This window comes from Turicibacter sp. GALT-G1, from assembly GCF_025594995.1.
Lineage (GTDB): Bacteria > Bacillota_I > Bacilli_A > MOL361 > Turicibacteraceae > Turicibacter > Turicibacter bilis.
In genome coordinates, this window is sequence record NZ_JAMQUS010000001.1 from 25,253 (window position 1) to 50,233 (window position 24,981).

Consider the following 24,981-nt stretch of genomic DNA (forward strand, 5'->3'; position numbering starts at 1 on the left):
CGCCACTATAGTTAGTCTTGGTATTAAAAAGGCGAATGATATTTCGCTATGTATCTAGTGTATCATAATCAGTCAAATTTTGTTGAATAAGATATTTCCAATTAAAAAGTCATTAGCCTAAACTAGTGACTTATGTTTTATATAGCACTTTCCTTTTCTATAGGTAAATCTAAAAAAGTCATATCAACTGATATGACTTTACATCGTACAACTTCCTGTTCCGCGTTGTTTAGATATTTGTAATTTTTTAGTCGCTAATTTAATTTGTTCATCAATATCTAATGTATTAGTTAAATATCCTTTACTAACTCCGATACAGCATGTTATCGGTCTTTTTGCAGAAATTTTTTCATTATTGCTGATCTCATTAATCAAAGAGGTAATAAGCTGCAATAACTCTTCCTCATTAGGTTTTTTTATCACAACAATGAAATGTTGACCATAATGACGTGAAATATAAGCATTTGGAAAATAGATTTTTAGCAAATTAGAAATTTCTATCAAGACTTTATTACCTGCTAAATATCCAAATGATTCATTATAAGAACCTAAATCATTAACATCTATTAACAAGAAATAATAAAGTTCATTCTGACCTAATTCTATTTCTAATTCTAATGTTTCATACAAGGCTTCTTTCGTTAATGTCTTTGTTAATGGATCGAATATAGTACTATCTTTAGCTTTTTGTTTTAAAGATTTTAAGTAACTATTATATCTGTACGCACTATAAGTTACCCCCATCCCAGCTAGTGCGGTAAGGACATAACCACCTAACTTTAGCAGCATAGATGTTATATTATTGTTAGATAGATAATGGCTATCACTGCTATTTTGAATCATATTCATGATAGAATTAATTATTGTAATTTCTTGAGTTACCGGTTGTTGTAAATCCGCTGTGTATTGATAAACCGTCTCATAATCACCTAATTCTATTAAGTGGAGTAATACATTATCGATAATCAGTCTTTTACGTTCAACCGGATCGTTAGTCAGTTGTAAGTCAGACAATAATCGTCGATACTCCTTTATATAATCTATCCCTTGATCCCCTCTATCATACGCTAAGTCTAATTTCATTTTATCTATCAATAAACTTGTTAATTCTGGTACATTAGTTTGTGTTTTTAATTCCTGTAATTTTCTTATATACATCTCACACTCTTCATATCGCCCATCCGAATGAAGAAAAAAGGCTTGATTAAAATCAATAAATATTGAAAGTTGATGCTTTTGTTCAATCGATAAATTAGAAGTTGCTTCTTCTAATGATTTCAATTCTTCCTGTACAGACTCGTAACCATACAAATAATAATGATTGTGAAGCCATAGTGAAACATAAATTAAATCAGGATCATCTGAAGACAATTCAAAATAACGATTGATTACCTCTATTGATTCTTGATAGCGCTGATTTGAATAGTATGACAAACTCAGCCGACCCAAAATTTTAATTTCTAAATCTACATATCCCTTTTCAACACTCATATCTAGTGCCCTTATAAATTCATTTAAGGCCAAATCAAAAAAACCATTTAGTTCATAAACTGAGGCTAATTGTTTTCTTAATTGAATCTTCTTATAATAATCATTAGTTAATTCAACTGCCTCACCTAATAAATAAATTGGAAAGCTAGTATGATTTGTATAGTTTAGTAATGTTTCAGAAAAAAGCTGATAAAAAGAAGCTGTTAGTTCAGCATCTCGTAATTGATAGGCCACATTATTTGCCTCATTAAAATAAAAATATCCTTTTTCGATATCTCCCATCGCTATATAATTAACCGCTAATGTTTCATAAACCTTGAGATCAATCATTTTATTTGTCTCCTGACTAGGACTAATCACATTTAATAAATAATTATTTGAGACCTCATATCTTTCTTCTAACGAGGCAATTTTCCCAAGAGAAAGATAAATTTTTTCAAATGATTGGCGATGTTTCAGTTCAGTTAACTCCTGATTAATATCATCTTTATACTGCTTTAATTGTTCCTGTGTTAATTCTCGTACATCCCCATCGTACATTAACTGTATAAATTCATCACTTGCCGTTGTTTTCAAAACCGTTTTCAACTTTGGTGTAAGTAAAATTCCGAATAAAAGGATAATACCTATTGCCCCTATCAATATGGCCTTTACCTTCATCCTCTTTCCCTCCTATAGAAATATAAATAAATCTATTACATGATCTACATGAAAACTAAAGTCTTAAATAATTCTCAACATAAGCTATCAGTAGTAAAAGGTTTACAATCAAACAATACCCATTATATTTTTACATAATATAACATTTTAGTGCAACTTAACTATCATATCATGTCATTTTCTGAACATCAATCTCATCTACTTGAAATCTTTCATATTTATCAAACTAAACAAATATACTTATATTATTACAAGTCTTGTGAAGGTGGTGTTTTATGTATCCAGTCTATAAGTACATAGGAAAACGTGAAGAATGTGAAGAAGTCAATTTAACCTTCCCTGCTCAACACCAAGATCAACAGCCAGGATTCGAATACTTAATGCAGCCACGCCCTATCTCAGAAAATCCATATGCAACATCAAGTCAGAAGTTAAAAGATAAGGTTGCGATTATTACAGGTGGTGATTCTGGAATTGGTCGGGCTGTTGCCTATCTTTTTGCTCGTGAAGGAGCAGATATTGTCATTGCCTATCTTGATGAACATATTGATGCGAAAGAAACACAACAACATATATTAGAGCTCGGGCGAGATTGTATCCTTGTTCCAGGCGACTTAAGCAAAAAAGAAATGGCAAGTGAAGTCGTGCGTCGAGCACTTAATCGCTTTGGACAAATCGATATTCTTGTGAATAACCACGCCGTTCAATTCATAACAGATAGTATTTTAAATATTAGCGAAGAGCAACTGGATCGAACTTTTAAAACAAATATCTACTCTTTCTTTTATATGACACAAGCGGCACTTCCTTATTTAAAGCGGGGAAGCACTATCATTAACACCACGTCAGTAACAGCTTACGAGGGAAATAAGCATTTAATTGATTATAGTGCAACCAAAGGCGCTATCCTTACTTTCACTCGCTCACTCTCTCAATCTCTCATTGAAAAAGGCATTCGTGTAAATGGGGTGGCACCGGGTCCAATTTGGACACCCCTTCAACCAGCCTCATGGCCAGCAGAAGCACTCGAAACATTCGGAACAAAAACATCTAAAGTTCCGATGAACAGAGCCGGACAACCTTTTGAAGTGGCACCAGCCTTTCTCTTTTTAGCTAGTGATGATTCAAGTTACATGACCGGACAAATTCTTCATCCAAACGGTGGAACCATTACAAGTACTTAAAAAAACGGTTAGTCATCATTTGATGGCTAACCGTTTTTTCAAATTCACACTCACTTTACTAAGAGGGGAGAGGAATCGTAATAATAAATTGAAATTGGAATGTATCTGAATCATATTCCCACATCGTCATTCCATCATAGAATCGGATACCTCATCTAACAAACTCAAGCGCAAAACCTCTCCCGTATAAATCAGATTGGGATTATTAATTTCATTTAAGTTCACTAATTCATTCACTGTTGTTCCATATCGAGCTGCAATTTCTGATAATGTATCTCCACTTTGTACCGTATAAGTTGCCACTGATGCACTACTTGATCCGCTCACATTCCCTCGAATTCTCAACACTTCTCCTGGATAAATCAGGTTCGGATTACTAATCTCATTTAAGTTCACTAATTCATTCACTGTTGTTCCATATCGAGCTGCAATTTCTGATAATGTATCTCCACTTTGTACCTTATATATTGTTAGTGAAGAACTACTTGATCCAATCATTCTTCCTCGAATTCTCAACACTTCTCCTGGATAAATCAAATCCAGATTACTAATTCCATTTAAGCTGACTAATCTATTCACTGTTGTTCCATATCGAGCTGCAATTTCTGATAATGTATCTCCACTTTGTACCGTATAAGTTGCCACTGATCCGCTTACATTCCCTCGAATTCTCAACACTTCTCCCGGATAAATTAAATTTGGATTACTAATTCCATTTAAGCTCATTAACTCATTTACCGTTGTTCCATATCGAGCTGCAATTTCTGATAATGTATCTCCGCTCTGTACCTTATATATTGTTAGTGAAGAACTACTTGATTCACTCACTCTTCCTGGGATTCTCAACACTTCTCCCGGATAAATTAAATTGGGATTACTAATTCCATTTAAGCTCATCAACTCATTTACCGTTGTTCCATATCGAGCCGCAATTTCTGATAATGTATCTCCACTCTGTACCTTATATATTGTTAGTGAAGAACTACTTGATTCACTCACTCTTCCTGGGATTCTCAACACTTCTCCCGGATAAATTAAATTTGGATTACTAATTCCATTTAAGCTTATCAACTCATTTACCGTTGTTCCATATCGAGCCGCAATTTCTGATAATGTATCTCCGCTCTGTACCGTATAAGTTGTCACCAAAGTTGAAGATTCACTTGGATTAGATGGCCTTTGTTCTTCAGGTACACTTGAAACAGGTGTCGAAACATCAGATAAGAAAATTCCATCCGTAAAATAATCTAAATCAACTGAGCTTCCATCAATTCCAGAAATAATTCCGGTATCACTATACTGAAATCCAACCCAGTCTAACCATGTACCATTTGCTTGTGGACTCTCTACTCCATATTCTGCCACCCAAAGTGGATATTGAGCAATTGTCTCATCCCAAATGTTTATCGCATTTGATGTATCACTATAAACGACGACTTCTTTTCCACTTAATGACTCTACGGTCTGTAAAAAAGCTAATCCTATCTCATTGATTTGATTTCGCGATAAATTACCAAAATACTCAAAATCCATGGCTAATCGACAATCAATCGTTTTTCCTTCAAGATTCGATACAAAAAAGGCCGCCTCCGATTGTGCTTCCTCTACCGTTGTCGCTGTCACATAATGATAAACCCCAACCTTTAATCCAGCATCCGTCGCCTTCTTATAATTCGTCTCGAAATACGGATCTACAGAGTAACCTTCACTCGACTTAATATAAACAACCTCAATCCCAGACTGACTCACAGCTTCAAAATTAATATTGCCCTGCCACTGGCTCACATCAATTCCATCATATAACAACTCGCTACTTGGCCCAAAAGCTAAACCTGTCTTTCCAATAAAGAGACATGTGATGACCCCCCCCATCACAACAAAACCTTTCTTCATAAATAGCCCTCCTCGTATAATAAGTTTAAGCCCTTCATTTAGGGAATGAATTGTTCTTTGAAAACTGAATGAGTTTTCTTTACCTAAATGATTCATTTAGTGATCTCTTTTTGTCTCAGATACCCTCGGACGTTCCATCATATAGGTAATGGAATTGGATCCATCAGGAATATACTTTTTCCTCCTGTAGTTCGACTACATTTGAAGACTGTGACCCAGACCCAAACTGTTCGACAGACGCACAAGCTGTATCGACTCTTTCTATGTTCCTCTTCTTAACAGGGTTGAGGGCAGCACTCATAGCTAAAGTCTTTAGAATACTTATACGCGAGGTTGTCGCCACGTTTGGGACCCTAGGGATGTCCAGCCATATCCGAGTTTATTCCAAATTCATTCAAAAGAAAGGAGGTCCCTTCCATGAAATTATTTGTCGGTATTGATGGTAGCTCTGAAAAACTTGATGTTTGTTTTCTTGATAGTTCAGACACGACGTTAAAAGAAGTTACCCTTCCTAATAACATTAACGGTGCCTCTTCTATCAAAGAAGATGTTCTCCAGTTTCACCAATCATTTAACTATGAAAAAATCGTGATTGGAATGGAGTCTACTTAGATTTACAGTTTTCATCCTGCAACTTTTTTATCTGAAGATCTTGAACTAAAATCCTTAGGTCTCGTTGAAGTCGTTATCCAAAACCCTAAGTCCATTCATCGTTATAAAGGGCTTTTTGAAGAAGATAAAAACGATCGAATTGATGCCTTTCGTATTGCCGACTTCTTACGTATTGAACGATTTAATAAGACAGTTTTAAAAGAGGAACGCTATATCGCTCTTCAACGTCTGACTCGTTCGAGATATCAAATGGTTCATCAACTCACCGAATGTAAACAGCACTTTCTTGAGAACCTTTACTACAAGTGTAATACCCTCTCTAAAGAGCTCGATACCTCTGTTTTTGGTGCGACCATGCTCGATCTTCTTTCTGATGCACTAACCCTCGATGAAATGGCCGAAATGGAGTTAGAAGATTTAGCTAACCTTCTACAAGAAAAAGGTCGAGGTCGTTTTAGTGATCCACAGAAATTAGCTAAAACCATTAAAAAAGCTATTCGTGATTCTTATCGATTGGGTAAAGTCGTTCAAGAATCAGTAGACATGGTTTTAGCGACTTATGCACGATTAATCCAAACGTTGAAAAAACAGATTAAAGATTTAGAAAAAAGCATTGTGGCGCTCTTTGAAATTGTAACAGAAGCCCAATGTTTAAAAAGTATTCCAGGTATCGGTATTGTTTATGCCGCCGGTATTGTCGCTGAAATCGGTCAAATTGAACGTTTTGAAAATGAAGCCCAATTAGCCAAATATTGCGGTCTCTACTGGAAAAAAAATCAGTCTGGAAACTTTGAATCGGAACGTACACCACTGACACGAACAGGCAACCAATATCTTCGGTATTATATGGTTGAAGCTGCCAACTCTATCAGACGACACGAAGATACTTACCGCTTGTATTACCAGAAAAAATACGATGAAGTTCCGAAATTTAAACACAAACGAGCCCTCGTCCTAACCGCTAGAAAATTAGTGCGTTTGGTGGATACGCTGTTACGTAACCACCAACTCTACACGCCGGAAAGGAGCGTATCACTCAAAAGCTAACTGATTGCTTTTGAATCCTTTCTGTCTGGCGCTAGGCTAAATTTTTAAAAAATTAGCCGAGGGTCTAGTTCAGTGCGCCCAACTTTTAAAAATCTTTATCTATTTTTTTCAATCATATACTTGACTTAATACCACAAGTCTTGTCCATTCATTCTCTATAGCCTATGAAGAAACATCAAAAAAAATACCCTCTACCAATCAGTAGATGATCCTCTCTATTAAAACTTCACCATAAAAAAACTACCCAAACGGGTAGCTAAATCGCACTTTTTAATGTTTGCTGAGTTACCAATAACTGTTCTTTTTCAAAAAACTTTAATCGTTCCTCATCATTAATTAACTCATTTAATTGAATATATGAAAGAAAATTCTTTTTACCATAACGACGAATCTCCTTAAATAACTCATGACCATACTTCTGTAAGCAAAGTGATGAGTCAATCATAAAATCACAAAGATATAAGTATCGATACCGAACACTTCCATTAACCGTATGACCTTCTTTCTTCTCTAGAAGGGCCATTCCTACAACTTCATCCTTAATCTCTAAAACCAAATAATCCTTGTCAACATTCAAAATATTCTCACAAATCCATTCCTCATCAACACTACGCCCCTGAAAATTTGTTGGCTGTAATGTATGACGATGACAATTTAATTCAAAATGAAGCTGATGTAAGGCCTGAACATCTTCTACTGTTGCGATGCGTACTTTCATTGAAATTCCTCCCCCTATATTTAAAAAGGCATTAACACCTTATGAGAAAAAAATCTATGAAAGAACTTATTTGACAAAGAAAGTTAAAATTGGATAACTATGGATGAGAGAGATGTTTTCGTTGAGAATATCATTTCTCATAGTCTAAAAACGTTAGTTTATCAAAACTTTAAGTTCTTACTACAAAATCTCTATTACAATTACGCAATATTTCATTGCTCTGATAAAAATAGACACCAATCTATAGATATTTTCCTAGGAAATTTTTTGATAGAATTTGTTTGTAAAGGTATGTCTTAAATTGGATAAAAATAAAATTGTTGTCACAACTAGTTGAGCCCATAGTATTGTTAAACTTTTATTAATCAAATCCTCTAACCTCAACACCTATATTTAGGAAGTTGACTGCTTAGAAATTATCCAAATTGCAAATCTCATCAAATAAAACTTTGGGATATTAATATAATCACTAGACAAACAGCTAGGGAAATAACAACGATTAAATAAAAAAATCGGTGCCTAAAGCAAGCCGATTTTCAACATAAAACTGATCCTAATATTAACATTAAGCATAATAAAATATACGCGACTACTAATCCTTGAAATATTCGTTTAATCAACCCATCACTCATCAAATCGCCCTCCTTCTCTAATTATAAGAGAAAGAGAAAATACTCATTCGATTTCCGACAAAAACTATCTATTTTTGTACATGATATTGCTTGGGAACCAAGAACATTCGACAAGAGACATTTTTCAATAATAAGGCACCAACCATTGCAAGAATCAAGAATAATAATAAGAAACCACTACTTCGTGTCTCTGAATAACCTAAAACTAAAATTAATAATAACTCATGAACTAAATATAACTCCGTAGCTGCATATCCAATCATAGCAAATACTCGTGATCGACACTGCAACTTCATCAATATACATAAAACTAATATTAAAAATATATAAGGTACCAGCGGAGAAATGAACGTAAATCCTCTCAGGTATAGTAAATAAATCCCACTAAACGAAACCAATGAACTTATAAAAAGGCCCAGTAAATATTCACGTATCAAACGGAATAAATATTTTTTATATTTAGCAACAAATACACCGACTAAGAAGCAAAACGCAATACTAAAATTCCATCTGGCGGCCAAACTAATCCCAATATAAATTACACTGAACGATAATAATAAGTTCATTTTAAACTTTGTTCGATAACTTAGATAAAATGCGATATAAAAATAAAGAAGTGCACCGATTAACCAGGCACTTGTTCTATCTGAAAAATGAAAACTCACTGTCTGATATAACATGCCCTTCAAACTATCATGACCACCCATTGAAATATTCACAAGTGCACCTAAGAAATTACAAACTAAAAACACACAGACAATTCTAATCACTTGATGAAAAATAAACCCTCTTAAATAACGTCGGTTATTCATATATTGAGTCATTGCCTCAAACCCGCAAATAAATAAAAATAGCGTCACTCCTAGTATCCCGCTTCTTGAAATACTAATGGTGAAAAGATTTTGATTTACTAATCGATCACATAAACTTTGAAAAATAATTAATAACATGGAGAATCCTTTTACTACTTCGATATTCGTACGATTTAAAAAAGCATATCCCTCACGTCCCCAAATGTATGAACGTACTGATAAAAGTAGCGGGGCTATCCCAAAAATTAATAAATAAAGCACCCAACTCTGTGATAATCGAATCATACTCTCTCTCCCTTCTTAAAAAATTATATCTTATTTAGTAAAAAGTGTAAAAATAAAAAAGACAGCTTTCGCTGTCTTCTTACTTACCTGATGAACCAAGCGCACCTGTTCCACGCTCAGATTCAATTTTTAATAACTCTTCATAACTCATTTCCTCAATCTGAAGCTTAGGAACTTCTACCATCATACACTGGCAAATTCCTTTTTCATAAGGATACACAATACATCCTTCAAACTGATCTTTAACAGACTCCTTTGCAATCACTAAAGACTTCATATTATGGTTCGTTAAAGCAATAAACCACTCACCACGATATCCTGAATCGATGACCGAATTGTTAACCTAACAACTTTTTATTTGTTAGTTCTTACACTTTTCCATCGTGTAAGTCCAGCATACATTTTCACCCTCGACTTTACGTTAGGGTGGTGGAGGCTCTTGGGTAGATTATTGCAATCCCTAACTTACGCTCACTACCTATGCGTTACAGACTATATTAGGTATTATAGCCCTCGGTATTATCCAATAAATTGGTGGACTTCACCGATACACCCCACTTTATTACCTAACTATTTCTAATTAGGATGGCGTTCATTATATAGCTTTAAAAATTCAACACATTTAAGATATTTCCTATTTAACCTTAAATTTTCTGAATCATGATATAGCATTTGTATAAATTTAATCTTCTCACTATTTTTACGAATAATCAAATTATAAAAATCATATTTATACTTTTCTTTTCTATTATCTAACCTTACATGACTTTCAATCCCATGAGTTCTAAGAAAGTTTTGAAAAGCATGCATTGTACATTCATTCCCACAGATAGATATTATCCAATTACTTGGATTCACTTTTCCACAAAGATAAATTGAACCATCTCCATCAAAATAACCACGTAAATAATGCCACATGAGTTGATTATCTATAAAATAAGGTACATATATCCATGTTTTTCGCTGAACTATATTATATTTCTCTAGATCATTTACAATTTTATCACTATTAATCTGTAAAGATATATATTTATTCTTAATAATAGGTTTATACTCTGCTTCTGTATAGTAAAGAAAAGAGTCAATTATTTCCCTATCTTTTATATTAAATTGAAAGGATAACATCTTTAACTTATTTGGATTTTGTTGATAATAGACACATCCATCTGAAGCAATTATCCCTAGAAAATATGCTTTATCTTTTGTGTCTATATTGAAAAAATAATCCTCATTTATATAGTATCTCCTACACGTCTTTCCACTTAAATTATTGATTCTCCATGTTTTAGTAATAAGTGATTTAGAAACTCCTAACTCTTTACTTATAGTAATTGCCTTTTTTAAATGATAACTTTCTAAAACATAGTTTACTTCTTCTTTCGTTAAAGAGTTTCTATATTCATTCCTAAACCCAATAGATTTAGCATATTTGAGAATCGTTTTCTTACTAACTCTATAATGCTCTGCCATCAATGTTGATGATTTTAACTGATTATACAATTTAATAAATTCCTCTTTATCTTGTGGTTTCCATGAAATATCTTTCTTTAAAATATTTCTATAATTTATCTTTTGAGCATAAGAATATATTTTTCGAACACTAACCCCATAATATTCTGACATATTTTTACCAGATTTTAATTTTTGGTAATTAGCAATAAATTCATTCTTATCTGGATTAAATTCATAGTTCTGCATGTATAATCTCCTATCAATCTATATAATAATTGATAAATAAAATCAATTACATTAAGCAAGTCTAAGTTAAAAACTTAAAACACGCTAACATAATCTGACCATATAAGTCAAAATTTTTTCTACTTCATTATATGGTTATAATGAGATTATACTGTGTTAGTTATATAAATTTTATTCACCACATCTTTGGCCGATTCCTTTTGATCCTGTTGAGCCACGCTCTTTAATAATTGCGACATAATCACTTGAAAATGCTGATGCAATTCCTGTTGGAACTAACACCGTCTCATGAGGTTCAACTTTCATGTAATCCTCTTCAAAACAAGCATAAATATCAAATGCTCCATCTTCAACACGTTTTGATGGAATAATTGCTTCCGGTTTTACCTTCGCAAAATAAATCAACTGATTCATCTATAAACTCCTTCTCCTACCTTGTTTTATATGAATAAGAATCACTAAACTCTCACTCTTGAATTGAGCTACTTCTCATATAAATCTGCTTCTATTAATAATTTTCCAATACACATACTTGTCCTTCTTGTAACGACTTTTGGATATCAATAATTCGCTGATTACTGCTTCCTCTAAATCGTAGTTTTAAATTTTTTAAATTTTCAACAAATGGACCATCCACTAATACATCACAATGCATTAAAATAGCACGCGTCTTTGGATGTGCCATAATCTCTTCAAACGTATATCCTGAATAAATCCAAATATTTTGCTTCGTCTCTTCCTTAATTCGCTGCACTAAATTAAGTAAATCATTATCTCGAACTTGATCCATGGGTTCGCCACCAAGGATCGTTACGCCATGTACATTAGGATTCGTCAGGTGGTTTATAAATTGATCCTCTACATCTTTAGTCCACGGATGACCATATCTGAAATGTTTATAATCTTGATTAAAACAACCTTCACAACAATGCGTACATCCAGATACAAATAAACTTGAACGAATACCAGTTCCATTAGCAGTATCAAATTTTCGAATTTGTGCATAATACATCAAAATCACCACATTTCCTATTCTTAACTACTATAAGTTTATCATATCTGTGACATACTTACCTAACGATAAGCTAAGGAAAACAGAGCCAAATTGGCTCTGTTTTCTTATCTGTATCACAAATAGAAGCCATCATCACAGTAGAAATGAAACTCCTACTCATAATATACTCATTTCTATCATCGATATACGGACTACTTTAATAAATCCTCTATAAAGATTCTAAGAAACGAGATATCAATAGTTACTTCAATCATTCGCCTTATAAATGAAGTACACGACTCTTAATTTCCGCCGTTTTCCCTTTATTCCAGAAATTGTCTCCTAAATCACTGATCTCACTATTTCTAATGAGGGTGGACTATCTCTTAACCTACAACCGAATTGTTTAGGTCCTTTGCACTTCCAAATGAGGAGTTTCACCTCAAATGTACTTCCTTACGGAATAGTCTCTACACCTTCCTAGGTTATCTCCCTATGCCTTCCTAATACTAGCAATTACCCTCCCAGTGGAGCATAGCTAAAAACTTACATAGCTCACTACTTATGGCAAGGAACCCAGACTTGGCACGATATTAGCATATCATTCATCTTTCACATATTCCCATCTAAAGCCACCAGCTTTTTTAGTTCTTCCAACACAATTATGATTAATACTCTGACGAGAAATTCCAGGATATTTTTTTGATGCTTCTGTCATCGTTTCAAAAACTTCTCCTGTATCTATATTCCTAACCTTTTTAGCAGATGGATTGGTTCCACCATACATATGCGGACGATAAGCTTTCTTTATTGCCTCTGATATTTTCTATTTATGGCTTTCAGTAAATTTTTTTCCCTTCATAGGACTAACTGTCCCATACATTGGATTATTTTTCCCTTTAGCACGCTCACTTCTCTGCCTTCTATGTTCTTCAGTTATTTCATATAGACTATTTCCACCACTTTGAGTATTATAGCCAACATCCTTATTGTCAAAACAATTATATAACTTGATATAGTAACGTTCCTTTTCTTCAAGTTCCTCCATTGTTTCAGCAGTATCGATAACTTCCCACTTAAAATTATCGAATCCATGCTTTCGTATTGCCTGATAAAAATATGTATTAAGTCGTTGACTATCTCTTTTATGAACTTTGACACGATGCTCGAGTGTCTTAGTCGTCATACCAATATATATTTTTCCATTAATTAAGTTGGTAGCCTTGTAAATTAGCATTAAACTAACCTCGTGAATATTTTAGATTTTGAAAGATAAAAAACTTAGCCTTCATCGTTAGCATTCCCCATTTTCTGAGAAATACACCCTACATTTGTAGGTTCACAAAGTTTGCTACATAGCATTTCTGCTATGAGGGGCATTTATGTCTACCCACACGTGCGGCGAATAACATTCATCTTCGTTTGATCTTTATTATGACAGTTTGGACATTCCCATGTTAAGTCATCATTGATAATAATTTCACCCTCAAAGTGACAAACATGACAACAATCAGATTTCGTATTAAACTCAGCATATTGAATATTATGATAAATATAATTCACTAACTGCTTTAATGCTTCTAAGTTATGCGACATATTTGGGATTTCAATATATGAAATACATCCTCCTGTTGAAATTGGTTGGAACTGAGATTCAAAGTGTAATTTCGAGAATGCATCAATCTCCTCACGTACATCAACGTGATAAGAATTCGTATAATATCCTTTATCCGTCACGTCCTTAATTTCACCGAATTTCTGTAAATCAATCTTCGCAAAACGATAACATAAAGATTCAGCTGGACTTCCATATAAACCAAAGCCAATTCCCGTTTGTTGTTTCCACAATTTTGTCGCTTCCTCTAGACGTTTCATCACTTTTAAAGCGAATGCTTCTCCATCAGGATGCACATGTGACACTCCTGTCATCAGTTTTGTTACTTCGTATAATCCAATATATCCTAATGAAATAGTCGAATATCCATCCATAAGCAGGGGATCAATGACCGCACCTTGTGGTAAACGGGCAATGGCACCGTACTGCCAATGAATTGGAGACTCATCTGATAACGTTCCTTTTAACGCATTGTGACGGCACATTAACGCCTCATAACATAAATCTAAACGGTTATCAAGCAAGTTCCAGAACTTGTCCTCATCCCCAGCTGCAACAATTCCAATCTGAGGTAAATTTAAGCTCACAACCCCTTGATTAAAGCGTCCTTCAAACTTATACTCTCCATTCTCATCTTTCCATGGAGATAAGAAACTACGACACAAGTGAGATGTACATTTCTATACTGGTTACCCACTCTGACTATATCTTCGCTCAGGACTCCCACATCCATCATCGCGCCTTGCACTTCCAATGGGTGCATCTCCCACTGTACTCTACTCACTTACTCACCCTCAAAGAGGGCTACGCTTTCGATAGTCGATTGACTTTCCATTCAAAAATGAATAGCTTAGCACTGGATTACCATATGTAAAAACACTTAGGCTTCCCAGTTAGCACATCCTTAAACAGTCATTTCCTACTGTTCCATTAAAAATGTAGAATGCACACCCGTTACGCACATAACAGTTCACAAGGTTTTACATGAGCCGTTCCTTGACCCATTGGGCTAAACACATTTCCTTCGTAAATTTTTCTCATCTCTTTAGCAGAAATATAATCTGGATATAAACGTTTCGAACTACACTCAACCGCTAACTCCGTAATGTAATCATACTTCCCACCTTCTAGGCAGTTATGTTCATGAAGGACATAAACTAACTTAGGGAATGTTGGGGTTGTATAAATTCCTTTTTCATTCTTAATCCCTTGAATACGCTGCTTCAAGATTTCCTCAATAATTAAAGCAACCTCCTGGGCATATTCATCAGTTTCATCTAAATTTAAAAATAATGTAACAAATGGGCTTTGCATTCCCTACTCCCTTATTTCTAAGGAGACTGACTATCTCTTCATCCGTTCTGGATGGGTGGCGCTTCGGAAAAAGGAGTTTCACCTCTAACCTACTCCCTAACGGGATAGTCGATACACCTTCCTTAAATTACAATCTAGCTTCAAGCTCTTACCTTTCTATCAAGTCTTCTAATATCACTAAACTCAAAAATCGAGTTTTGATCAGTAGTTACAACTTGTATGAGAGTCTAAGCGTCGCTTTCAGCCTTTTAAGGCTTGGCACGATATTGACATATTACTCTATAATTTTAAAATTAACACCATTATATCTACACTCTGTTTTATTTTTTAGGCATCTACATAGGTTTCCATTATATTTACCATTTTTTGAAGTAGCTACTTCAGCATCTCTGAATGATGACTATATTTGACCTATATAAACTTTTTCATTTACTATATTCTTAATTTTATAGATATACACAGGTATTTACCTCTAATCAAAAATTATAGGGTAACTTAGCGTTCATCGTTAGCATTTCCAATTACTCAATCTAACTTCAAGTCGCAACTCGTCTATAAAATCTCCTTTCTCCACATTTCTCACTTAATGTGAAAGAATCAAAAGTTCAATTTTTACGCCGAACTAACCTGAATCTTAGCTTCTGATTGGAAACACACCCTACATTTGTAGGTTCACCACCTGTTCACTTAATTATTCCTAATTAAGGCGGCCAACATTAACCGTTTGTTGTCATTAATGTATTAATTTGGTATTGAATCGTTTGAACACCCGATGCTAATTCTTTAGCCATTAATGCTTCGACTGTTTGTGAAAGTTCAGCTTTTGAAGAAATAACACCTTCTAACATCGCCACATACTTATCACGGCTTCGTCTTAAATATTTTCCAAGGTGTCTAATATCGATTGACTGGCCTCCGTACTGACTACTAGCTACCTGCGCGATAATTTGCGTCATAACCGTACAAGCCACTTGAAAACTTTTTGGACTTTCAATCATTCGCTTATTAATAACCGTTCCGTTATCTAGCATATCTTTAATGTCAATCAAGCAGCAGTTGAAGATTGATTGCATGAAATATAGGAATAGGTAAGGCTTTGAAGTTATCTCTACCTTTTCCCCTCCTCCACACCGTACGTGAGACTTTCGTACTCATACGGCGTTCCATCAATAAGATTTATTGGGTCATAGCAGTAACCCTAATTTGATTTAAATGTAACTTTTTACGAAGTTCATTAGTATACGATTTATTAATCTTTCCACCAAAGTTTTTAATTAAACCAATATATTTCATGATTGTTTCATCAGTTTTTGCATGCAATAGTTTATGTGCTAAAGGATTTATAAGAACTAAATTTTGATAATGGTCTTCACCACCATCTTTCTTTGCTACTTTGTGATGTATCTCAAAACCTTCTGAAAGTGGTAGATTTGTTACAGGGCAATTACCATACTGACTTGTGTAGAGACTCAAGGCATGAACTGAAACTAAAGAGTTCACCCATTGGGAGTTACAATAGTTTTCAATTAATCTTCTGCCGGCAGAGTTATCCCATTTTAGTTCCTTATACCAGTAGTTGACTAAATCATCCCTTATGTATGGACTAATATTAGGATTTCTTTGAGCCAGTCTCTTCTGTTTAATTGCCCAGATTGGACATAAAACAATACCCTCGACAGATATGAATGTCTTTCCATTATATTCAGAATATTTCCTATTGATTAGTTCACTACGTTTCTTAGCTTCCTTAAGTGAAATCTTTTTAAGTTTCCCATGGTAGGTTGCTAATCTCTTGAGTTTACCAAAAATTCTATAATGGACTTCACCCATGTCTTTTGATGGATAAGTGCTGAGTTGGCAATAATTTTGCCATCCCATGATTGTCGTGTTAATCCGCTTCATTATCTGAGGCTTATTCGCCCCTTGTTTGAGCAGACTGTTCAGTAGTGTTCTGTACTTCCCTACCATTTCATTCAATTTATCTCTGCTTACTCTTACTTGCAGGATACATCGACTTTTATTTCCTTTATTTTTAACATTAGTACGTCTTTTCTTGTACTTCTGTTTGGTATCTATTGCCTTAAGTTCAAATCCAAGGAATTTACTTTTCATTTTCCTAAGATTTATGATTTTTGATTTGGTTTCACTTATTTCTAAGTGAAGCCTCTTCTCAATAAACTGTTTAACACCATGAAACCATTTGATTGCTTCTTTATAATTTGATGTGAAAATTTTAAAATCATCTGCATATCGAACAATAAATCCTGTTTTCAAGGTTTTCCATTTTCGAATGTACTTTGAGTTTCCTTTGGTCTTCTTACCTGGGATGTAATTCGGATTAGGACTTTTGTTCTTATACTGTAGTTCTTTGTAGAACTCATCTTTCGTCTTATTACTGTGGCAGTGAGATTGAAAATCTTCCCACTGTTTAGCTACCCAATGGTCTAATTCATTCAGAAAAATGTTGCTTAGTAAAGGCGATAGAACGCCACCTTGAGGTGTCCCTTTTGTTGGGATAACTCCATCTACAGGGGATTTTATTATCTTCTTGACTAACATAAGTACTTGTTTATCTCTGATACCTAAGTTCCACATTTGTTTGATTAGTCTATTATGATGCACATTATCAAAGAAACCTTTGATGTCTATGTCGACACAGTACGTGCATCGAGCATTCACAACTAAGTGGTGACACCTTGCAATGGCTTCCCCTACGCCTCTGGTAGGTCTAAACCCATAACTATGTTTATAGAACTTTCCTTCACAGTAAGGCTCTAAGACTTGTTTAATCATTTGTTGGACTAACTTGTCAATTGCATTAGGAATTCCTAAGAGACGAAGTTTACCATTACTCTTGGTAATGTATACCCTTCTTACCCCCGAACTCTTGTAGTCATCAATAAGTTCACATACTTTATGATGTAGTTCATCTATTGAATTAGATTTAAGCATTTGGGAGAAAGTAATTCCATCGATACCAGCAGTATCAGCACCTTTATTGGCTTTGATACATCTTATAGCTATAAGCATATTGCGTTTATCTTTGATTATTGGAATTAAGTTCTTAACATTAATGTTATTCGTGCTTTTATGGTATAAATCTTCGTATACCTCTGACATGCCATAGTAATCAGCCGATTTAAAGAACTGTATCCTCGTTGTTTGAGCATATTCGGGCTTCATTTTGGTTCCACCCCTCTTTTTCGTAACTGATTTATGACTCAATTCTGCTATTTTTTGCTTATCTTATTGACTTGGGGCCTTCGCTCCACTACTTATTATCATAGTTTCGTCGCTACTACACCCCTACTGCCACTTCTTCAAAGAGAATTTCAACCGGAGTCTTATATCTCACCATCACCTCTAACAAAGGCTATATAGATGTAAGAAGCTTCAAACGTTCCACATTACTTAGCTTAATGATTGATTTAGGTGCTTCCTATTGCCCTGCAAGCTTGATACCCGCCATAAGGGTATATGGAGTTTCGCCAAGACTAAGAACTACTAATCCACACTTACTACCCATTGCTTTCACAAAGAGTATGTATACCTTTCGATATACCCGACATTAAGGACAGTACATTCGGAAGTTCGTCAGACTAAATATTATGTTCATATTTTATGTCATTCTCACCATGTCAATCGCCACCCGTGCTATGCCTACATAGTCACCTCTGACTTATTTTTCCTCACCATTACGTGTTAGGGTAGGTTTCACTCGTCTTTACCCGGCTTCACACACTCTCATTTGTTAGCTAAGAGTGCATGCGGGAGGTCTCAGTGTACCCCTTCGAGCTTTATTGGCGCTCTCATTTGAGTTATCAGTAATGTAGTTAGAGTAATTTATTTACTCCTTCAAATCCCATCAAGTAGTTAGGCTACTTGAGTTTCTTGAAAACGTTTCACACAATCCATATCATGAAAGTGTAAGACTCCCTCATCATGAGCCTGCACGATACGTGCCGGCAACTTCTTACGTCGTGTAATATCCTTTGACACTTCTCCCGCGATTAAATCACGCTGAGTAGAAGCCATCATTGGGTTCTTATTCGAGTTCTCATTCATGACCTCTTCATTACTTAAATCAATTAAACTTAAAATACTATCATCTGTTGTATTCGTTTCACGCTTAAACAGTTGAATCGCACGATATCCTTCATAGGCTTTCGCTGTCAACTCATGACCATTCTCAATTAACTTTAAATACACATACGTTTCAATTTGAAAAATGGTTGGCGTTGTTTGTAAATGTTCAAATGTTAAATTGATCTCATGGGCAATCTTCTTTGCGATTTCCTTATCAATTACTCCACTTCCATATTTCATTGCTTTCAATATGGCCTGATAAATCTTAGACTCATCAAAGGCTACATGAGTTCCATCACGTTTAATCACTTCTCGCACAGTAAACACCCCTTTACACATAAAAATCTCCATCTTTTGAACGTCTCATTTTAGCGAAAAACGACAAAAGATGAAGATTTAATATAACCATCTTACTAAAAAAAAACGTAAGATTCAAGCAAAGTATTCATGTAAATTTTGAGCATTATTTTCATTATTTTCGAAAACATTTACTACTTTACTTTTTTGGTTTTTATGTTATTTAAAGCATTTAAGACAAAGAAAAACAATATTATTTTATGTTTATCTTTTAATGTTTATTCAATTATTTTTTTAATCCCTTGATCGGTAAAATAATTGCAACTGTAATGAAAATTACGCCAACAATAGCTAGTCCTCCATATCCCATTTTAAACACTGATGGATATTTGTCTGACACATGAAATAGTGTTAATTTACCTAAATTAAGCACATCAAAAAATCCTTTATCAGCTAACCATCCATAGCTCATTGAAAATAAAAAGGCACCAACTAATCCACCTAAAACCGCACTAATAGCTTTTTTAAATCCGCCTGTCATCGCACCAGCAACACATGTTCCAGGACAAGTACCAACCCCTCCAAATCCTAAACCAAAAATTAATCCACCGATAACAACACCTAAGTGTGTTGCTTTTACACTTAAATGCGCGGGATCAAACAATCCAATCGCATAAAATAACGCAACTAAGACACTCGCTAATCCAATCGCAAATAAAATAATTTTCATTAACGTTAAATTACGTAAACTTAACATCGATAATAAATTATCCATATTAGCAGCTCCTACTTTATAAAGGGCAAATCCAAAAAATCCACCTAATAAAATAGCTAATACAATCATCATTTACATTCCCACCTTTCTTGAACGAATCTTAGTTATAATTAAAGCGGTTGGAATCGCAACTATGAAAACCGACGCCGCAAACACATAGCCGCTCACACTACTTTGCATCATTCCACTCATCATATGACCACTTGTACATCCACCTGCCATACGTGCTCCAAATAACAACAGAATTCCTCCAATAAACGGTAACACATACGTACGCCATACTGATGATTTAATAGAACAAGTTGTATTCTCACGACGTGATTCACGGCGCTTAGAATCTAAAGCATAGCCAATCATCCCACCAACCGGAATGGCTAACACAAATACAAAATTGTAATTCCAAGGATGTTCAATTTCTTCAGCAATCTTCCCATCATCTTTTTGATAATATGCATTCTCTTCTAAAGCATCTTTATCAATTGCGGTATGAATAATCCCACTTAATACACTAAATTGCGTTGAAACGCCAACTGGCTTCACTAACCAAACTGCTATAAAAAATGATAACGATAAAAGAATTGCACTCTTCATCCAATTTGGTAACTTCATGATTCATTCACTCTTTTTTTGTAACTTATAGTACTAGTATATATAAAATAAAAAAACCATTCCGTGACAAAGTCACACAATGGTTAATGCAATCTATTTTTTGATTAAAATTTTTCCACGCTCTAACTTAACCTTTCCTTTTCGCTCAAGCGATTTAAGTGTACGACTAACCACTTCACGGGTTGAACCAATATCAAAGGCAATTTGTTCATGGGTGCGATATAACAATCCACCACGACTATGCTCTTTTAAATAATCAATCACACGCTGCTCAATACTATTAAACGTCACATTTTCAACCACTTGTATCACACTTAAAAACTTCTCATATAAATTCTTAAAGACAAACTGTAAATACACTGGATGATTCATTAAATACTTTTCAAATAACAAAATCGGTAAAATAACAAGCTCACTATCTTCTTCTACACGGACATAAGCGTGTGTATTACTTTGTGCTAATGCACAAATCACGGTCATAAAACAACTATCACCTTTTCTTAAACGATATAATGTGACTTCACGTCCTTCATCATTTAAGCGATACACACGTAATACGCCACTTTTAATAAATGAAAATCCCCAGCATGCTTCCTCACCATTAATTAATAATTCCCCTGCTTGAACCTTTTTTGTACTAAATTCCGTTCAATAATTGCTAATGCCTCTTCATCTAACATCTTTAAAAATGGATAATCACTCATTAATCCGTCTAACATGCATCCTCCTCCTTATAAAAAAGGGAGTTTCAAATGAAACACCCCATTAATTATATGCGCTTTGTTACCATACCAATCACACTAAAAATAAGAAAAGCAACTGCATTCACTAATACGACACTAGCCCCAGCAGGCGTTGAATATAAGAATGAAACGGTCATCCCTATAAAGAAACAAGCGACCGAAATAATTCCTGATGAAATAATAACACTCTTAAAACTATTAAACACTCGCATAGAGGTTAAGGCTGGGAAAATAATTAAGCTTGAAATTAACATCGTTCCCATAATACGCATCCCAAGAACAATCGTGATTGCTGTTAAGAATGCGATTAACATATTATAAAGCTCCACCTTTACACCTGTGGCCTTTGCAAAATTCTCATCAAATGTGGTCGCAAAAATACGATCATAAAAAATAACGAACAAAATAAATACAAGAACTGATAACACAATACTAATTTTCACATCACTTTGTGTCATTGCTAAAACACTACCAAACATGTAGCTATTAATATCTGCATTTAATCCACTCGTTAGTGACGTCACCGTTACCCCAATCGCAATCGAAGTACTTGAAATTAATCCAATCGCAGCATCACCTTTAATCTTACTATTTTGTGAAATTCGCAATAAGAAAAATGCTGCAATGACAACAACTGGTACTGCAATTTTTAACGGTGCTAAGTTCATGGCCATTGCAATTGATAGTGCCCCGAATCCGACGTGAGATAATCCATCTCCAATCATCGAATAACGCTTCAATACTAAGCTTACGCCTAGTAAAGCTGCACATAGTGATACCGCACTTCCAACCACAATCGCACGCACCATAAAACTATACGAAAACATCTCTTGCCAAATACTAAACATGCTTTACCTCTCCCATATGATGGCACGAATTCGTAAAGCATAAATACTCCTCTGGCGTTCCATAAAATACAACTTCTTTATTCAATCTCAAGATCTTCGTTGCATGTTCTAAACCACTATTCATATCATGCGTTACCATAATAATACTCATACCATATTCTTTATTTAACTCTTCAATGATTTGATAAAGGTTAGCAGTCGTCACTGGATCTAAACCTGTGACCGGTTCATCTAACAATAAAATTTTCTCTGACGCACATAGTGCGCGTGCAATTAAAACACGTTGCTGCTGTCCACCCGATAAATCACGATAACATTTCTTTTTCAAATGTTCAATTTTCAATTTTTTAAGATTTTCAAGGGCACGTTTTTTTTCTTCGGCAGAATAAAACGGGCGCCACCCTCGTTTATTTAAGCATCCTGATAATACCACTTCATACACAGAAGCTGGGAAATCTCGCTGAACCACTGTTTGTTGTGGCAGATAACCAATATCATGACTTTTTAAGTGAGATCCGTATTGAATATTACCTGACTTTGGCGTTACTAATCCAAGAATTGACTTCATTAATGTACTTTTCCCAGAACCATTATCCCCAATGATACATAAATAATCGCCATCTTCTAATTCAAAATTAACATCTTTTAATGCTACTTGATTATCGTATTGAACATTTAAATCTTTACAAGATAAAATCGCCATATTAATCCAATCCTACTTTTAAATTTTCCACATTCTGTTTCATTAATGATAAATAAGTGACACCATTATTAAAATCTTCTTTAGAAACATTGTGGCATGAATGTAATAATAACATTTTTGCTCCCGTTTCGTCACTAATCATTTGCGAAATTTTTGGGTCTACTAATTCTTCATAATAAATAACGGGAATCTTTTGTTCTTTAATCTCTTTAATCATTTGTGCAACTAAAGCAGCACTCGGTTCAGCTTCAAATGGCGCCGATACATAATGAATTCCATATTGATTCGTTAAATACTGCATCGCAAAGCGTCCACCATGATAAATCGTATCACGCTTCGCATTCGCCACCACATCTTTAAGTTCGTGATCTAACTCTTCTAATTCAGCTAAATAAGCATTAGCATTGTCTTTATAGTAGTCTGCATTCTCTGGATCAACTTCACATAAGGCCTCCAAAATATTATTCACCATAATCATCGCGTTTTTTGGACTTGTCCAAATGTGTGGATCATAAGTATGATTATGCCCATCCCCTTCAGAATGATCATGTCCCGCTTCTACTTCTGCATCATGGTTATGATTTTCATCTTCATGGTCGTGATCAGTATCTGCATCATGGTCATGATTTTCATCTTCATGGTCGTGATTATCTTCAACTGTACTATTTGGAGCTAATAATGGAACATTTTTTGAAACATCTAAAACATAAACTTCGTTACTATCAACACTCTCAATAATACTATGAGCCCATTGCTCCATTGATTCTCCCGTATAAATAAATAAATCTGCTTTATTAATCTTAATAATATCAGCTGGTGTCGGCTCATATGAGTGTGATTCCATTCCAGCTGGTAATAATAATGTGACATCGACCTTATCGCCACCGATTACACGTGCAAAATCATATTGTGGAAATAATGTTGTGACAATTTGTAATTTATCTGATACTGAACCCGTTTTTGAATCAGTATCACATCCAACCAACAAGACAACAAAACTCATTAAAGCAAAGACTAATCCTTTAAACTTTTTCATAAAAAAACTCCTCCTAAAAAAGTACTCTTACTTATGTTATGTCTATTGTAGCACAGTTTCATACAAATGATAATAGTTATCAGTTGAGTTGAATATATGTGCAAGTACTCATATAAGACGGTTATAAGGTAGGTTATCCCCCTGCCAGCTGAGGATGGCTAAGAGCTTTGCTACTTAGCTTAGGGTACCCATTCCCTATCAGTGGAGGATAGCTAAGACTCAAATCTAATGGATTTTCGTACTTAGCGTAGGGGTCCCCTCATTAGTTGAAGATCTACCTCACTAATTGTGGATTTAAAGTCTCCGACTTTAGTGAGGGCTCCCCTTCACTTATTGGTGAAGGATGAGGACTCCCTCTGCCATCTGAGGATGGCTAAGACTCAAATCTAATGAATTTCGTACTTAGCGTAGGAGTCCCCCTCCTATCTGATACTTAGTATTTGAAAAGAAAAAGAAAAGAAATAAAAAAGTACTTGTAAAAAACAAGTACTTTAAGTTTTCTTAATAAACGTATGACGGCATTTTGGACATGTAATTTCAATTTTTCCTTTTTTACGAGGAACGCGTAATTGTTGTCCACATTCTTTACATTTGAAATATTTATATTGACGCTTTGCTTTGAATGCACGATATTGGTTGATCCATTTAGATTGAATAGGATACCAGTATTTTAAGAATAAAATATTTTCTTGATGACGCTTTAGTTTATTTTTAGATAGTGCTCGATAGTAACAAAGAACAAGTGGAACTAAAGCGAGCCAAGCAAAGAATGCCCATCCAAATAACTTTCCAACCAAAAAGAGAAGAATTGAAACGATCAGTAAAGCCAATGATAAATGATCAACGCCTGTTCGATCTTCCATAAATTTTTTAAACCATTCCAATACGAACACCTCTTTTCTTTACTATTATTATACACTAATTACTAA

The 24,981-nt window shown here is 34.6% G+C and carries 22 protein-coding genes and 1 pseudogene; 2 read left to right on the top strand and 21 right to left on the bottom strand.

Going from position 1 to position 24,981, the window contains the following annotated elements; translation table 11 throughout:
- Positions 1-198: 198 nt before the first annotated feature.
- Positions 199-2,151, bottom strand: coding sequence for a GGDEF domain-containing protein (locus tag NEH74_RS00100; protein ID WP_262940845.1), 1,953 nt, complete (start codon positions 2,149-2,151; stop codon positions 199-201).
- 275 nt (positions 2,152-2,426) lie between these two features.
- On the opposite strand from NEH74_RS00100, the gene NEH74_RS00105 reads away from it, so the two are divergent.
- Positions 2,427-3,335, top strand: coding sequence for an SDR family oxidoreductase (locus NEH74_RS00105; protein WP_262940846.1), 909 nt, complete (start codon positions 2,427-2,429; stop codon positions 3,333-3,335).
- Positions 3,336-3,461: 126 nt separating this feature from the next.
- On the opposite strand, the gene NEH74_RS00110 is transcribed toward NEH74_RS00105, so the two are convergent.
- Positions 3,462-5,228 (bottom strand): LysM peptidoglycan-binding domain-containing protein, encoded by a 1,767-nt coding sequence (locus tag NEH74_RS00110; RefSeq protein ID WP_262940847.1) that lies wholly within the window; start codon positions 5,226-5,228, stop codon positions 3,462-3,464.
- 417 nt (positions 5,229-5,645) lie between these two features.
- On the opposite strand from NEH74_RS00110, the pseudogene NEH74_RS00115 reads away from it, so the two are divergent.
- Positions 5,646-6,887, top strand: a pseudogene (locus NEH74_RS00115) (IS110 family transposase).
- A 256-nt stretch (positions 6,888-7,143) separates the two neighbouring features.
- Here the strand turns inward: NEH74_RS00115 and NEH74_RS00120 are convergent.
- From NEH74_RS00120 to NEH74_RS00210, 19 genes are all read right to left on the bottom strand, one after another.
- Positions 7,144-7,605, bottom strand: coding sequence for a GNAT family N-acetyltransferase (locus NEH74_RS00120; protein WP_055244030.1), 462 nt, complete (start codon positions 7,603-7,605; stop codon positions 7,144-7,146).
- A gap of 700 nt (positions 7,606-8,305) precedes the next feature.
- On the bottom strand, positions 8,306-9,334 hold the full coding sequence (locus NEH74_RS00125) for an acyltransferase family protein (protein WP_262940848.1): 1,029 nt from the start codon (positions 9,332-9,334) through the stop codon (positions 8,306-8,308).
- A 79-nt stretch (positions 9,335-9,413) separates the two neighbouring features.
- On the bottom strand, positions 9,414-9,611 hold the full coding sequence (locus NEH74_RS00130) for a hypothetical protein (protein ID WP_262940849.1): 198 nt from the start codon (positions 9,609-9,611) through the stop codon (positions 9,414-9,416).
- A 299-nt stretch (positions 9,612-9,910) separates the two neighbouring features.
- The gene (locus tag NEH74_RS00135; RefSeq protein WP_262940851.1) at positions 9,911-11,032 is read right to left on the bottom strand and encodes an LAGLIDADG family homing endonuclease; all 1,122 of its coding nucleotides are present in this window, start codon (positions 11,030-11,032) and stop codon (positions 9,911-9,913) included.
- A gap of 171 nt (positions 11,033-11,203) precedes the next feature.
- Positions 11,204-11,446 (bottom strand): hypothetical protein, encoded by a 243-nt coding sequence (locus tag NEH74_RS00140; RefSeq protein ID WP_237257732.1) that lies wholly within the window; start codon positions 11,444-11,446, stop codon positions 11,204-11,206.
- 94 nt (positions 11,447-11,540) lie between these two features.
- The gene (nrdG, locus tag NEH74_RS00145) at positions 11,541-12,044 is read right to left on the bottom strand and encodes an anaerobic ribonucleoside-triphosphate reductase activating protein (protein ID WP_055305674.1); all 504 of its coding nucleotides are present in this window, start codon (positions 12,042-12,044) and stop codon (positions 11,541-11,543) included.
- An 808-nt stretch (positions 12,045-12,852) separates the two neighbouring features.
- Entirely contained in the window at positions 12,853-13,263 is a 411-nt protein-coding gene (locus NEH74_RS00150; RefSeq protein ID WP_262940853.1) for a GIY-YIG nuclease family protein, read from the bottom strand.
- 149 nt (positions 13,264-13,412) lie between these two features.
- Positions 13,413-14,306: an anaerobic ribonucleoside-triphosphate reductase gene (gene nrdD / locus NEH74_RS00155; RefSeq protein ID WP_262940855.1), complete on the bottom strand. Its 894-nt coding sequence runs from the start codon at positions 14,304-14,306 to the stop codon at positions 13,413-13,415.
- A gap of 289 nt (positions 14,307-14,595) precedes the next feature.
- Entirely contained in the window at positions 14,596-14,955 is a 360-nt protein-coding gene (gene nrdD, locus NEH74_RS00160; RefSeq protein WP_262940857.1) for an anaerobic ribonucleoside-triphosphate reductase, read from the bottom strand.
- Between the two features lie 716 nt (positions 14,956-15,671).
- A complete protein-coding gene (nrdD, locus tag NEH74_RS00165) occupies positions 15,672-15,986 on the bottom strand; it encodes an anaerobic ribonucleoside-triphosphate reductase (RefSeq protein ID WP_238580543.1) in 315 nt (104 codons plus the stop codon).
- A gap of 145 nt (positions 15,987-16,131) precedes the next feature.
- The gene (locus tag NEH74_RS00170; protein ID WP_262940859.1) at positions 16,132-18,138 is read right to left on the bottom strand and encodes a reverse transcriptase domain-containing protein; all 2,007 of its coding nucleotides are present in this window, start codon (positions 18,136-18,138) and stop codon (positions 16,132-16,134) included.
- 690 nt (positions 18,139-18,828) lie between these two features.
- Positions 18,829-19,359: an anaerobic ribonucleoside-triphosphate reductase gene (nrdD, locus tag NEH74_RS00175; RefSeq protein WP_238581297.1), complete on the bottom strand. Its 531-nt coding sequence runs from the start codon at positions 19,357-19,359 to the stop codon at positions 18,829-18,831.
- A gap of 265 nt (positions 19,360-19,624) precedes the next feature.
- Positions 19,625-20,185, bottom strand: a complete 561-nt coding sequence (locus tag NEH74_RS00180) for a YeeE/YedE thiosulfate transporter family protein (protein WP_262940863.1) — start codon at positions 20,183-20,185, stop codon at positions 19,625-19,627.
- Complete coding sequence (locus NEH74_RS00185) at positions 20,186-20,722, bottom strand: YeeE/YedE thiosulfate transporter family protein (protein WP_212724126.1); 537 nt, start codon at positions 20,720-20,722, stop codon at positions 20,186-20,188.
- Positions 20,723-20,815: 93 nt separating this feature from the next.
- Positions 20,816-21,328, bottom strand: coding sequence for a Crp/Fnr family transcriptional regulator (locus NEH74_RS00190; protein ID WP_262940892.1), 513 nt, complete (start codon positions 21,326-21,328; stop codon positions 20,816-20,818).
- A 163-nt stretch (positions 21,329-21,491) separates the two neighbouring features.
- A complete protein-coding gene (locus NEH74_RS00195) occupies positions 21,492-22,313 on the bottom strand; it encodes a metal ABC transporter permease (protein WP_068759065.1) in 822 nt (273 codons plus the stop codon).
- A complete protein-coding gene (locus tag NEH74_RS00200) occupies positions 22,306-23,016 on the bottom strand; it encodes a metal ABC transporter ATP-binding protein (protein ID WP_055275074.1) in 711 nt (236 codons plus the stop codon). The genes NEH74_RS00195 and NEH74_RS00200 overlap by 8 nt, the downstream gene beginning before the upstream one ends.
- A gap of 1 nt (position 23,017) precedes the next feature.
- Entirely contained in the window at positions 23,018-24,052 is a 1,035-nt protein-coding gene (locus NEH74_RS00205; protein ID WP_262940864.1) for a metal ABC transporter substrate-binding protein, read from the bottom strand.
- 491 nt (positions 24,053-24,543) lie between these two features.
- Complete coding sequence (locus NEH74_RS00210; protein ID WP_055244056.1) at positions 24,544-24,936, bottom strand: hypothetical protein; 393 nt, start codon at positions 24,934-24,936, stop codon at positions 24,544-24,546.
- Between the last annotated feature and the right edge of the window lie 45 nt (positions 24,937-24,981).